A 14004-nucleotide genomic window follows, 5' to 3' on the forward strand; every position below is an offset into this window, starting at 1 on the left:
AGCGGACACCGGGCCGCCCCTGCGGCGACTCGAACATCCGCGAGCGGTTGCTTGAAGTAGCGCTGCGCGAGTTTTCCACGCACGGTTTTCGCGGCGTTTCGGTAACCGTCATCGCGAAGGAAGCCGGTGCGACGCCGGCGATGATCCACTACTACTTCGGCAACAAACAGGATCTCTACGAAGCGGTGCTGCAGCACGCGCTCGGGCCCATCCTCGCCCAGCTCGAAGCCGCACGCTCAGATCCGCCCGTGGATGAGGACTTACTGCCGCGCTTCATTCAAGGCTATATGCGGCTGCTTGCCGAGAATCCGGCCGTGCCATCGCTGATCGTGCGCGACGTGCTCTCGCCCGGCGGTCAGATGCGCGAGACATTTCTGAAGGGGTTCGCCAGCCGCGGCGGTAGCGGCGTGCGCGACTTAGTCAAGCGAGCCCAGAAGCTGKGAAAGCTCAGGGCCGATCTCGATCCCGACCTGGCCACGCTATCGCTGTTGAGTATGGCCGTCTTTCCTTTTGTCGGCCAACCGATAGCGGGACAAGTGCTCGACTACAGCCTGGCGCCGGAGCGGATCGAAGTGCTGGCCGAACACACCCTTAATCTCTTCTACAAGGGAGCAAGCACATGACTTTGGTATCCAAGACTTGTGCTCAGGCCATGCTGATGCTGCTGGTGTTGACCGGCTGCAATGGCGACCCTGCCTACCCTGTGGTTGGCACGCTCGAGCGCGACCGCATCGCCCTGGCCGCGGAGATGGCCGAGCCCGTGGTCAAGATTCACGTGCGCGAAGGCCAGCAGGTGGACGCCGGGACGGTTCTGGTCGAGCTCGATCCGCATCGGGCCCGAGCCGAACTAGCGCAACTGGAGGCCGCTGCTGACCGAAGCCGCCGCCGGCTCGACGAACTGCTGCGCGGCCCGCGACAGGAAACCATTGATGAGGCTCGGGCGCGCCTCACCGCCGCCGAGTCCGGCCTAGCTACGGCCCGACAGGAATTGCAGCGTGTCCAGCGCCTAGCGGCGCAAAACCTGGCCAGCGGGAGCCAGCTCGACAGCGCGACAAACGCCCGCGACCAGGCCCAGGGAGAATATGATGCCACACGAGCCGCGCTGGCGACCCTGGTCGAAGGCACCACGGTAGAGAAACTCGATCAGGCCCGCGCCGTGGTGCGCGAGGCCGAAGCCGCGGTACAGCGCCAGCATTTCAACCTCGAACGACTCTCCGTAACCGCGCCGCGCGAGGCGCGCGTGGAAGCCCTACCTTTCGAACGGGGGGAGACGCCGCGCGTGGGTGAACCCCTGGCCCTGCTTCGCGCCATCGACCAGCCGCCCTACGCACGTGTTTATGTCCCCGCCGAACTGCATGGCCGGTTCAGCCCAGGCGAGACGGTGCGGGTGCGAATCGACGGCCACGGTGAGAGGACCGGGAAAGTCCGCTATCTGGCTACGGATGCGGCCTATACGCCTTACTACGCCTTGACCGAACACGATGCTGGCCGCCTAAGCTACCTGGCCGAAATCGACTTGGAGAACGCAGCAGAGCTTCCTAGCGGCATTCCGGTGCGCGCCGTCGCGCCCGCTAATCCAAGCGGAGTCGGCGATGAATGATGTTATCGCCATCGATGCCAAGGGGCTGACTAAGCGCTTCGGAGCGCTGACAGCGGTCGACGACGTCAACCTGCAGATTCCCGAGGCGGCAATCTATGGCTTTCTCGGGCCCAACGGGTCGGGCAAGTCGACCATTATTCGCATGCTCTGCGGGTTGTTGACACCCACATCGGGGGAGGCAGAAGTGCTCGGTTTTCGTGTCCCCGGGCAGGCCGAGGAGGTGAAGCTGCACATCGGCTACATGACGCAGACGTTTTCGCTCTACGAAGACCTGACCGTGGAAGAGAACCTACGCTTCCTAGCCGCCATCTACAACCTGCCGCGCCGCGATCTCAAGCAACGCATTGACGGTGCGCTAGAACGGTATTGGCTGAGCGACCGACGCAAGCAGTTCGCCGGCACCATGAGCGGCGGGCAGAAGCAGCGTCTGGCGCTGGCCGGCGCGACACTACATCGACCGCGCCTGCTGATCCTCGACGAGCCAACCTCGGCGGTGGATCCGCAAAGCCGTCGCGATTTCTGGGACATCCTGTTCGACCTGGTCGACCAAGGCACGACCGTACTGGTGTCCACGCACTATATGGACGAGGCCGAGCGCTGCCACAACCTCGCCATCCTGGATCAGGGCCGGCTCGTTGCCCAAGGCCGGCCGCGCGACCTGATCCGCGACATCGCCGCCGGTGTCGTCGAAATCGAGACCGATACACCCCAGCGCGTCCGCGAGTGCCTAGAAGGCACCGACGGTGTCCAAAGTGTCGCCCAGCTCGGGACGCGGCTGCACGCGCTGACCGACATGCGAATCATCGATCCGGCCGGGCTGATCCGGGATGCGCTCGCCAATGCGGAGATCGCCGGCGACGTCGAGAACGTCGTCGCCAACCTGGAGGACGTCTTCGTCGCCTCCACGCGCTTGAACGGTTACAAACGGGGCAAAGCCAATGCTGAGTAGACTTTTCGCCATCGCCAGCAAGGAAGTGCGCCAGCTCAGGCGCGACCGCCTGACCTTCGGCATGATCATCGGCGTGCCGTTGCTGCAGATCCTGTTGTTCGGCTTTGCCATCGACCTCGACGTGCGCAACGTCAATGCTGCCGTGTCCGATCACGCCAACACAAGTCTATCGAGGCAAGTCATTGCCGCCACCGAGGCCAGCCAGATCGTGAAAATCACGCAATCGGCCGCCGGCCCGGAGAAACTCGAAGCGCTACTGGATGCCGGCGAGATCGATGTCGGGATCTATATTCCACACGATTTCGAGCGACGACTGATCGATGGCAATCGCCCGGCCGGACAGCTTTTGATCAATGGCTCGGACCCGACCGTAGAGGGCATCGTCCGAAGGTTGGGCAGTATGCCCCTGCCAGGGCAGCGACAACCGCCCAACCTGTTCGAGTCGCGTACCTACTACAACCCCGAGGGCCGCTCACCGGTCAATATCGTGCCGGCGCTGATCGGTGTGATCTTGCACCTGACCATGGTGCTCTTCACCGCCATCGCCATCGTGCGGGAGCGCGAACGCGGCAACCTCGAGTTGCTGATCACCACGCCGGTGAAGTCCGCAGAACTGATGCTCGGAAAGATCGTTCCCTACGTGCTGATCGGGCTCATCCAGGTCACGCTGATCCTCTGGGTCAGCCAGTACCTCTTCGACGTTCCCGTACGCGGGCGCGTCATCGATCTCTACCTAGCTTCGGTCATTTTCATCCTGGCCACACTGGCGCTCGGTCTTTTCGTCTCCACCCTCGCGAAGACCCAATTCCAGGCGACCCAGCTGACGATCTTCACCTTCCTGCCGTCCATATTGCTGTCGGGCTTCATGTTCCCGTTCGACGGTATGCCGAGGCTGGCGCAGTGGATCGGCGAAGTGATTCCGCTGACCCATTACATACGACTGTCGCGGGGGATTCTGCTTCGTGGCGCTGACTTGTCCCAACTGCATTCCGAAATCTGGCCGCTGCTAGCCTTCTTCGGAGTATTCCTAGTGTTGGCGACACTGCGCTTCAACAAGCAGCTTGACTAGTAGGCATGCGGCTGAGCGTGACCTAATTAGCCGCATGGCCCACGGGAAACGCATGAACATCCGCGTTTATGAAAGGGTTCCCAGCCCGGTCGCGAGATACTCTTTAAATCGTTCCCTCGCGCCTGCGTGGGAATGAGAAAATAATCGTCATCCAAAGCTCGCCAAAGCTGACTTATAGGCCTTTCTAGCCTCATCGCTTAAAAAGCTGTCCATGCTCTGAAACAACGCCCAAAGCTCAGCGCCGTGCTGAAGTTTAAAGTCGTTACTGCTGTATACGAGCTCTAGTTCGTTAGCGACCGTTAACTCACAAAATAGCCTCGCGATTTTATCTTCAAGTTTGAAACATAAACCACTAAACCTGTCTTTAAACTCTATCTCAACCCTTTGAGCGAATTGAGGAAAAACATAGTCTCGATCACATGAACAATATAAATAGACTAACGCCTCTTCTTCCCGCCCAATCACCTGTGCGATTTCTTGGCGCTGTTCCAGTGAAACCATTTTCTCATCGAAACCCGCCGTACCATACGCGGCATGAAAGAGGCCTGCTGTTTGAAGTAACTCGCCGCTCCCCCAACGGGCTAAAAGGCTCGCCGTTCCTTTTAAATGCGATTCCAAGGACCCATTGAGGTGTTGAAAGTCTCCTGCACCAAGTTGTTGAAGTGCAATAAATTTTTCCATAAAGCGAATTCCCTGTACTAGGTCATAGTTGACGGTCCACTTAACACAGCGTTTTTCCTGTTGGTTGATTTATTAGCACTCATTTCGGAAGGACTTACTGCGATAAAAATCAGAGAGGCCATGTTTTAACGAGTAAGTTTGATCAGGTATTAATCTTGAGTATTTCAATGCGGTATCAAAAACACTACCCAGTTCGTTTGGTAAAACGCCTTGATGGGTTTTAGAAAGAACATTACGAAAGTTACCCCAATATATATTCATGTTACCCGAAACTTTGTTTACGTCTTCGCTCAAATGAGGCACATAAAGATCAACTAACACTTGTAGTCGCGAACACTTATCCAAAAGAGCTTTGTACTTTAAATCGTACTCATTTAGGCTCATACCTGCTTCCCAGTCGATATTAAGCACTGTTGGGGAAAATTCCCAACCTAATTCTGATGCGATAGCGTGCGCTTCTTCAATTTTTTCTTCGAGCTTACCGAGCTCTAATTTGCATGCTTCTTCAAAACGCTCAGCTTGCTTTACATTAAACTCAAGACTTACACGCTGCTCTAGTAACTTTCTCTGTCCCCAAAAAGTAAAGGCAGCACCAAAAAAGCACTAAGTAAGGGTATCAATGCGCTAGAAATGTCCATTTTTTCACCTTTGAGTGCCAACGCCTGAATCGGTGCGAAGCAGACGTCACCTGGATTTACTTGTTAGCAGAAGCTAGCCGTACGCTCTTACCCTGCATTTTTAGAATTTCTAACTCGTTCCTACGCTCCTGCGTGGGAACGAGAGACACCAGGAGTAAGAACTAGTTAAGCTAATAATGTACACTCCATCTTTTTTTTCTAACAACAATACTTCTAGGAGTTAAAAAGAAAGGAAAAAATTCATACATAAAGGGTACCGTCTGCTTATGTTCTAATGCATCAGCCAGTCGGTGTAATTTATGACACAACTCGTACAATAGTCCATAAAATGGTTCCAACATAGAAACTATTGACCATACAACCTGGTAATTTGCCTTTTCAGTAGCATGATATAAATAGTGATACTCTGAAACCATCATAAGCTCACCATTAATATTTCTACCATGATAATAAGCATCAGCTTGTCCAGTTATGTCTACGTACGCGAAAGCATTTTCTTCAAGTTTTTTCCTAACATTAGCATTTAACCCCCAAATGTGTTGGGAGAGGACATGAGACCACATTTTTAGAGGATCCTCATGCTTTGACGAATCTGTTATTTGGTCAAGGTTATAATACCTAGARCCTGTTCCGAAAATGGATAATACATCTAGAATTTTTTTCTGTTTATCGGATATTTCGGTTTGCAAGTCATGCTTGGATGCTATTTCGCAAAATCTCCTGTAAAGATCTATAATGTTGTGACCATATAACCTTAACTGTTTGTTTGTCGGGTTATTATTCTTATTTTCTAACTTATGCTGTAGAACAATTACAATTTTCATTAGTCGTTCGAACCCAATAGATAGCTCAAATAACCCCGAGTAAAAAAAACCTCTTCCATAATCATCAATGTTTGCTCGCCGGATAGCATCCAAGCCTGAGAGCAAACTCGATTTAGTTAAATGCCCTTCCTGAGACAATAATCGATATTCTTCTTCAAAAACTAGCATAAACAATACACCCACTTAGTCAAACGCCTGCACGTAACGAATTTCCTCATAAACCTTAGTTGAAACAATGAGGCACGCTCGTGCGATTTTCTACCTCTGAACTAATGATTATCGTCAAAAAGCGCCCTAAAACTCACAAAAAATGGCAAAATTCACTCCCACGTTCCCGCATGGGAACGAAAAAAAATACACATAACGCCTAGGTAAGCCGCCGGCTCGAAGCGCAGTGGAGAACCGATCGGCTTCACCTTTTTGTTAAGAGTCTATCTCATCAAAGTTGAAGTCATGGAAATCGCCGAGCTGAGCAAGATCTGCTTTGTATTTTTTTCGTTGATCATACGAGATCGTTACATCTTTGGAAAGATCACTTAAGCATCTAGCCTTGATTCCTTTATATTGTTTAGAGGTTTTGTCGACAAAGCCCTCTACAATTCGCAATGCATTACTGGAACTTCCTTTCTCGAGTTCTAAGTTAGACTGGAGTGCGATTTTTATATCGTTTTTGCTCTTTGGGAAGTCAGATCTCAGCTTGCTTAGTTCTTCTTCAGCTATCGCCAACTCCCCACCCTTTATAAGAGCCTTGACCAATTGAACTCTTCCGGAGAAGAAGCGTTGACCTCCGATATTTGCGGCATCTCGAGCATATTTCAGTGAAAGATCCGGCCTGCCAAAAGCAAGATGAAAAGAAGAAAGTCTAAGTTTATAATGTTCTGGCGTGTCAAGAAGTTCTAGCTGACTGATATATTTCTGTGCAGATTCTTGGTCATCTTTCTTTATAGCTATTCTAGCGGCCATATCTATAACTTGATTGTTATTTGGCTGAATTCTTAACGCCTCGTTGATGTTTTTCTGTGCCGACTCTAAATCCCCACTCATTAGATAACAGTGAGAGAACTCTCGATATAAAGCAAAACCTTTTCTACCGTGTCTTTGTGCATTAGAGTAGGCTTCGATGGCCTTTGCAAAATCTCCCCTTTTTCTTTCAAGAAAACCTTGTAAATAATAAACATTGCGATATTCATCTAACGGATAAAGGGCATCTAAATATTTCTGAGCAGCATCCCATTTTTCTTCCTGAATTAAAGCCTTTATTAAGAATGTCTTCGCTTTAGCACTATCAGGATTAACATTTATTGCTTCCATCCCTATTTCTATGGCTTCCCTATATTTCCGCTGATGGTAAGCGTTTTCTAAAAGCTTAATGTAATCCGAATTTAGCTTTATTCCGTTTTTTGTCGCTTGTTCATCACTAAGCATGAAACCCAGCCTAAACAAAACACGAGAAATCTCTAATTTATGTTCATCCTGTGCTGAGTCGATATATTGATTAAGATTATTTTTTACCACCTTAAGATCTTGATTAGATGGGTAGCCGAAAACCTCATTTACTGCTCCCTTAATTGGGTCAGCTATTCTATACAATTGTCCATCTTGAACCCTAACAAGCGAGCAATCTATGAGCTCATAGATTCGATCATGAGCTTGAGACCTTTCACTCTTATATAGCGATAAAATACATGAAAGCGGCAAAGGCGAATAATTAGACAAAACTTGAAGAACCTGAACATCTTCACCGGTAAGATTGTGATCCTGGACGTGTGTTATAAATCTCTTTTGACTAAATTGGGTCAGCTTTCTTTTATCACTCATTAAAGCATCGACAGAATAAATAGATGCCTGCTTTACAGCAAAATACGCTGCTGGCGGGTATCCGTTTATATAATCAGTTAAGTCCCTTATGTTATCTGGGCTTAACCTAATTGATGAGCGTAGACTCAACTTAGAAAGCAGCTGAGATGATGCTCTACCACTAAGCTGTTCTATAGGTACACTATCTAACTTAATATCATTATCTCGACTTATTCGTCGACTAAGAACTAAGCAAATATATGCATCCGAAAGCTGCTCTACACTTTCAATAACTCGATTCATAAAATTAGAAAGACAGCCGTTATCAAGAGTTAACCCTCCTGAGTCCACGAAAATAGGAAGTTCATTTGCAGACATTACCGACTGTATGTTATTTGTCACACGCAGTAGCGCTTCAGTTTCGGAAAGTGAGCTTATCTCTTCTACAATATCTCTAAGCTCTTCTTGGCAGGAATATGGCTCAATAATATCAGCTAGTTTTGCGCATAGTGAATTCAATGTTTCACCAGCTTCCACCTCAATCTCAACACACTTATGTAGGGAGAAAAGATCTTTTGTCACATTTCTCACCAAAGATCGCCTACCTATTCCTGGAAGTCCGAATACGGCAAGAGTTTTGGGTGGCTTAGAGCCGTCGATAGGGTTTAACGCCTCTTCTAGTAAGTCACGTTCTTTAGACCTGCCCAGAAACACGGGTCTCTGAAACTCTTCCGCAGCTTCTTCAAGCCTGTGCTTGATATCTCTAGCTATCGCACTTGGTGAGCTAACCTTTTTAATTAAGGCTGTTGTTAACCAGCTAGGCAAATCGCCTATCTCAACGTCATCATTAAGAATAAACACTATTGAGCGCTTGAGTGCTCCTTTCAGCTTTGAATAAAAAGCTTGCTCTAGCTCAAAATTGCACCAATTCGACTCAAGTGAGTTTCTAGTCGCAAAAAAAACAAAAACAGTCGACAGGCTGATTTTCTCTTCAATCGATTTTTGGAACTCAACACCACTATCGAAGCTTCTTTCATCAAAGATACAGTTAAGCCGGTTTAGCTGGTTCGCTACTTCTCGAACGATTTCTTTGTCCAGAGAGGAATGTGACAGAAATGCTTTCATTTAATTATTCCTATATCTTTGATCCAATTACTTTCAATAGTCCAAAAAGGTTCTTGACATTGCATTAGCGCTCGTGCTCGATTCCGCAAAACCGCCGCATGCATCATTTTCATCTAACTTCATGTTATAGAAGAAATTTTTCTCCCATAAAGTATACCCCCTATCGAGATCGTGTGCACGCCGCCTATCTCCACTCGAGCGTTCACACTATCCCCAAGCGTTAAGCTGTAACCATCCACCCACCACGCTACCGCCGGTCAGTTGTCGGCATCTAACACGCCATTTATTGGCTAATTTGCGGATTAGTGTATCAAGCGCTGTTTTTCTTTTCGTGCGCTATTGTCCAAAGTGTTAGCCAAACCATGTTTTGTGAAATGGGTACAAAAAAAGCGGCCTGGGTGGCCGCTTGGGTCTCGACGTGGTTTGTGCCTTACCGCGCAAAGCGRGTCGCGTGGAAGGCGAGGTGTTCATCAATAAAGGTACTGATGAAAAAGTAGCTGTGGTCGTAGCCCGGTTGCATGCGCAAGGTGAGCGGGGAGTTATGTTTCTCTGCCGCTTGTTTCAGGGCTTGCGGGTTAAGCTGCTCGGCCAAAAAGCCGTCTTTGTCGCCTTGGTCCACCAGCATCGGCATGGCGGTGGGGCCTTGGGCGAGTAACACGGTGGCATCGTAGGCTTGCCATGTTTGTTCGTCATCACCTAAATAGGCACTAAAGGCCTGTTTGCCCCACGGGCACTCGGTGGGATGACAAATCGGGCTGAACGCGGAAATGCTGCTGTAGCGTGATGGGTTACGCAAACCAATCACTAGCGCGCCGTGGCCGCCCATGCTGTGTCCGGCCATCGCGCGCTGGTTGTTGACCGCAAAGTGCGATTCAATCAGCTCCGGCAGTTCGTGAGCAACGTAGTCGTACATCTGGTAGTGCGACTGCCACGGTGCTTGGGTGGCATTAACATAAAACCCCGCCCCTTGACCGAGATCGTATCGATTGGCATCTGCCACACCCTCGCCACGTGGGCTGGTGTCCGGTGCCACAATCGCCATGCCCAAGGTAGCGGCTTGTTTAAACGCGCCGGCCTTTTGCATAAAGTTTTCGTCGGTGCAGGTCAGGCCCGAGAGCCAATAAAGCACCGGCACAGGTTGTTCTTTCGCTTGCTCTGGCAGAAAGATCGCAAAGGTCATTTTGCCGTTGGTGGTGCTTGAGTCATGCTGCCAACGTTGGTGCCAACCGCCTGCGACTTTGTTTTCGCTTATTTTTTCTAGTTGCATGGTTATTTTACCGCCGCGTTGCCACGGCGGCCGTCCTATTATTGGTCCATGTGGATCACGCTGCGAATGCTTTTGCCTTCGTGCATCAGTTCAAAGGCGTGGTTCACTTCATCAAGGCCCATGGTATAGCTGATAAATTCTTGTAGGCCAAACTCACCATCGAGGTAACGCTCGACAATACCGGGCAGCTCTGAGCGGCCTTTAACGCCACCAAATGCCGAGCCTTTCCAGACGCGCCCTGTCACCAGCTGGAACGGACGGGTTGAAATCTCTTGGCCTGCGCCGGCAACCCCAATGATCACTGACTCGCCCCAGCCTTTGTGGCAGCACTCGAGCGCTTGGCGCATCACATCCACATTACCGATACATTCGAACGAGTAATCGACGCCGCCGTCAGTCATCTCCACAATCACTTGCTGGATAGGTTTGTCGTAGTCTTGCGGGTTAATCACATCGGTGGCACCCAGCTGCTTGGCAAGGGTGAATTTGCTCTCATTAATATCAATGCCGATGATGCGGCTTGCGCCGGCCATACGTGCACCGATGATGGCTGACAGGCCAATGCCACCCAAACCAAAAATCGCCACCGTGTCGCCTTTTTCTACTTTGGCGGTATTCATCACCGCGCCCATGCCGGTGGTCACGCCACAACCGAGCAAACAAACTTCTTCTAGCGGTGCGGCTTTGCTTACTTTCGCCAATGAGATTTCTGGCAGTACCGTGTATTCCGAGAAGGTCGAGCAGCCCATGTAGTGGAAAATGGTCTCGCCGTTGATAGAAAAGCGCGACGTGCCGTCTGGCATCAGGCCTTTGCCTTGGGTTTCACGTACCGCGCCACACAGATTGGTTTTGCCAGATTGGCAGAATTTACACTCACCACATTCGGCGGTGTAAAGCGGGATCACATGGTCGCCCACGTCCACGCTGGTGACGCCCTCGCCAACCATTTCGACGATCCCGCCGCCTTCGTGGCCGAGAATCGAGGGGAAGACGCCTTCAGGATCGTCGCCCGATAAGGTGAACGCATCGGTATGGCACACGCCGGTAGCGACGATTCTGACCAACACTTCACCCGGCTTGGGCAGTTCAACATCGACCTCTTCCATTTTTAGTGGTTGACCGGGTCCCCAGGCAACCGCGGCTTTGGATTTGATATGTGTTTGTCCTGGCTGGATGGTTAGTGCCATTGGAGGTTCCTTTCTGTTCTTGTTAATTGCATACCTGACTATGCTAACCAAGTTAGATTTAGTTATAATCCCGCAAATTTGAAAATTATTATTTCACTCACGAAATAATGTATATGTGTGTATAGAGACAGGATAGACAGCAATGGCGCCGCACTGGGAAGGACTTAACGAATTTTTATCGGTCGCCGAGCATGGCAGTTTCACGCAAGCGGCCAATAAACTCGACACAACGGTGGTGTCTGTGAGTCGTCGGGTGGCTGCGCTCGAGGCGTATTTGGGGGTGAAGCTGTTTCATCGTACTACGCGGAAGGTGTCGTTAACCGATGAGGGCGAACTCTACTATCAGCGCTGCCGACCGCTGATGGCCGCGTTAGTGGATGCCGAACAAACCATTACTCAAGCTCAGTCGTTACCTGCCGGGCCTATTCGTGTCACCGCACCGGTTAACTTTGGTGAGCAATATATCGCCCCCCTGCTCGCGCCATTTATGGTGGCGTATCCGCAAGTGGCGGTGGATTTACATCTGACTAATCGGCGAGTGGATATGACAGATACCGGCACCGATGTGGCGATCCGCATTGGCCACTTGCCCGATTCAAGCCTGAAAGCCAAGCGGCTGGGGTCGCGGCAATTAACCATCTGCGCCAGCCCGGACTATTTGGCTTTAAATGGCCGCCCCGAGTCGCCCAGTGCGCTCAGTCATCACCGCTGCTTAGTGGGATCGAACGAGCATTGGCACTACCAAAGCGGCGGCAAAGTGCGCACGTTAACGGTATCAGGCCGGTTGCGCTGCAATTCAGGCGTGGCATTGCTCAATGCCGCTAAGTACGGATTAGGACTGGCTCAACTGCCGCATTATTACGTGCAATCCGCGTTAGCAAGCGGCGAGTTGGAGGAAGTGTTAACCGATTATCGGGTAGAAGATGAAGGCATTTGGGCGCTGTATCCGAGCGGGCGGCAGTTACAGCCCAAGGTCTCAGCTTGGTTGGCATTTCTGGCCGAGCACTTACCCGCCCAGCAGCTACGAACAGGCATTTAACAGCCTGGTTCGGTTTCAGTGTGATGCGCGAGCTGGCAAAAAAATCGCCAGCACAAGGCTGGCGATAGAGGTTGCTCCGGGTAAACGCTCAATTAGTCGCGCGCCGCCCGCAATGCGCTCTCGGCAGGTTTAATTGCCGAGATTTTAAATGCGCCGACATGGTGATCCAAGGTGCGCGCCAAACCGGCCAAGTCTTGGCTGCTCGCCTCAAGGCTGTGGCTATCATCCAGCCCTGCTTGGGCCGCTTGGTTAACCGTATCCATGTTGACGTTGATTTCATTCGCCACGCTCGATTGCTCTTCCGTCGCCGTCGCCACATGGGTGTTCATGTCCAAGATGGTGCTAACTTGCGTGGCAATGCTTTCGAGTGCGGTCAGTGCTTGCTCGGTGGCACGGTTGCCCTCGGTGGTCAGCGCTTTGCTGGTATCCATGGCGTCAACCGCGTTTTTCGCTTCTTGCTGAAGCTGATCGATGGTTGATTGAATTTCTTCGGTCGATTGCGAGGTTTTAGTCGCTAAACTGCGCACTTCGTCAGCCACCACCGCAAAGCCACGTCCCGCTTCGCCCGCGCGTGCTGCCTCAATGGCTGCGTTTAGGGCAAGCAGGTTCGTTTGCTCGGAAATCCCCCGGATCACATCCAGAATCGACACAATGGATTGTGTGCGCTCGGCCAGTGAGGTGATCACCGTCGACATATTATCCATCTCGGTGTCGAGCTGGTTAATCGTCGCGGTTGCTTCGGCCAAGGTTTGCTTACCGGCTTCGGTTTCACTGTTCGCCGATGACGCCGAATCTGCCGCATTCGAAGCACTTTGTGAGATCTCGTTGATGGTAGCGATCATCTCATTCATTGAGGTGACCACCAGCAAGGCTTGTTCGCTTTGCGACTCACCACGTTTCAGCGAGTGCGCCGCTTTATCACGCAGTGATTCGGCCGAGCGCCCCAGCTCTTCACCGGTTTCCACCACATTGGCAATGATTTGGTCGATTTTTTCCACAAAGGTATTAAACGCCTCTGAGATACGAGTGATCTCGTTATTCCCGGTCACTGGCAAGCGCACCGTTAAATCACCGTCGCCTTTGGAGATATCGGTCAGCGCATGCTCTAGGCCTTTGAGTGGCGCGAATAAACGGCCTAATAGCCATACCAGCACCAGGGTACAACCAATAAAAATCAAGCCAATCGCGGTGAGCTGGGCAATGGCGATACCATTAGCAGCGGCATCGACCTCCGTAATCGGGATGCCAACATCAAACGCGCCCCACAGGCGGCCATCGACATAAACCGGCATCATAATGTCGTATACCCACACATCTTGCACATCGGCATACCAGCGAGAATGCTGCGGTTGGCCTTGGCCGGCACCGGCGACGGTATAGTTATCGCTATACACCTTACCCAGCTTTTGGGTGTCGCTGTGGGCAATGGCTTTGATGTTTTTATCAATCATTACCGCATAGCTGATGTCGTCGCGACCTTTGAGATCCGACACCATGTCTTGTAAATCGGCGGTGGGAGTAGAAGAGTTTTCTAAAATGTATTCAGCACGATCGGCCAGGAGCTCAGCCTGTGCTTGCGAACGCTTGAGAATAATGTTGTCTATCTCGTCATGCGAGATAAAGGTGGTTGCGGTGATACTGGCAATCGCCGCGACGGCAAACATGGCGCATACCACGATCAGGATGAGTTTTTTCACTTCGCTGACTTCCTATCTGTGCATCATAACTGCCATGGAGCATAGCGACAGGTCGGAGGAGAAACAAGCGATACCTCGCAAAAGTCAAATTAGGATGGGATGTTTACCGCAAAAATAACCATTATCGATTG

Annotated in this window: 11 protein-coding genes; 5 read left to right on the forward strand and 6 right to left on the reverse strand. The window is 51.1% G+C overall.

The window, feature by feature from the left end; translation table 11 throughout:
* The 4 genes from BZG23_RS15405 to BZG23_RS15420 form a co-directional block, all read left to right on the forward strand.
* On the forward strand, positions 1 to 623 hold a 623-nt coding region (locus BZG23_RS15405), incomplete at its 5' end, for a TetR/AcrR family transcriptional regulator (protein ID WP_077607442.1).
* Positions 620 to 1600 (forward strand): HlyD family secretion protein, encoded by a 981-nt coding sequence (locus BZG23_RS15410; RefSeq protein WP_077607443.1) that lies wholly within the window; start codon positions 620 to 622, stop codon positions 1598 to 1600. The genes BZG23_RS15405 and BZG23_RS15410, both read left to right, overlap by 4 nt.
* Positions 1593 to 2549 carry an ABC transporter ATP-binding protein gene (locus BZG23_RS15415; RefSeq protein WP_198532194.1) on the forward strand — a complete coding sequence of 319 codons (957 nt, stop codon included), beginning with the start codon at positions 1593 to 1595 and terminating at the stop codon, positions 2547 to 2549. The genes BZG23_RS15410 and BZG23_RS15415 overlap by 8 nt, the downstream gene beginning before the upstream one ends.
* Complete coding sequence (locus BZG23_RS15420; protein ID WP_077607460.1) at positions 2539 to 3618, forward strand: ABC transporter permease; 1080 nt, start codon at positions 2539 to 2541, stop codon at positions 3616 to 3618. Before BZG23_RS15415 ends, BZG23_RS15420 begins: the two co-directional genes overlap by 11 nt.
* 147 nt (positions 3619 to 3765) lie before the next feature.
* On the opposite strand, the gene BZG23_RS15425 is transcribed toward BZG23_RS15420, so the two are convergent.
* The 5 genes from BZG23_RS15425 to BZG23_RS15445 all read right to left on the reverse strand — a co-directional run bounded on the left by BZG23_RS15425 (position 3766) and on the right by BZG23_RS15445 (position 11137).
* Positions 3766 to 4299 carry a DUF6817 domain-containing protein gene (locus tag BZG23_RS15425; RefSeq protein ID WP_077607444.1) on the reverse strand — a complete coding sequence of 178 codons (534 nt, stop codon included), beginning with the start codon at positions 4297 to 4299 and terminating at the stop codon, positions 3766 to 3768.
* A gap of 808 nt (positions 4300 to 5107) precedes the next feature.
* Positions 5108 to 5929, reverse strand: a complete 822-nt coding sequence (locus BZG23_RS15430; protein ID WP_077607445.1) for a hypothetical protein — start codon at positions 5927 to 5929, stop codon at positions 5108 to 5110.
* 255 nt (positions 5930 to 6184) lie between these two features.
* Complete coding sequence (locus tag BZG23_RS15435; RefSeq protein ID WP_077607446.1) at positions 6185 to 8683, reverse strand: TIR domain-containing protein; 2499 nt, start codon at positions 8681 to 8683, stop codon at positions 6185 to 6187.
* Positions 8684 to 9113: 430 nt separating this feature from the next.
* On the reverse strand, positions 9114 to 9950 hold the full coding sequence (fghA, locus tag BZG23_RS15440) for an S-formylglutathione hydrolase (RefSeq protein ID WP_077607447.1): 837 nt from the start codon (positions 9948 to 9950) through the stop codon (positions 9114 to 9116).
* Positions 9951 to 9988: 38 nt separating this feature from the next.
* A complete protein-coding gene (locus BZG23_RS15445; RefSeq protein WP_046075732.1) occupies positions 9989 to 11137 on the reverse strand; it encodes an S-(hydroxymethyl)glutathione dehydrogenase/class III alcohol dehydrogenase in 1149 nt (382 codons plus the stop codon).
* A 142-nt stretch (positions 11138 to 11279) separates the two neighbouring features.
* Between BZG23_RS15445 and BZG23_RS15450 the strand changes: the two genes are divergently transcribed.
* Positions 11280 to 12176 (forward strand): LysR family transcriptional regulator, encoded by an 897-nt coding sequence (locus BZG23_RS15450; protein WP_046075731.1) that lies wholly within the window; start codon positions 11280 to 11282, stop codon positions 12174 to 12176.
* 92 nt (positions 12177 to 12268) lie between these two features.
* Here the strand turns inward: BZG23_RS15450 and BZG23_RS15455 are convergent, their stop codons facing one another.
* Positions 12269 to 13873 (reverse strand): methyl-accepting chemotaxis protein, encoded by a 1605-nt coding sequence (locus BZG23_RS15455; RefSeq protein ID WP_046075730.1) that lies wholly within the window; start codon positions 13871 to 13873, stop codon positions 12269 to 12271.
* Positions 13874 to 14004: the final 131 nt, after the last annotated feature.

It is taken from the genome of Salinivibrio sp. ML290, from assembly GCF_001995695.1.
GTDB lineage: Bacteria > Pseudomonadota > Gammaproteobacteria > Enterobacterales > Vibrionaceae > Salinivibrio > Salinivibrio siamensis.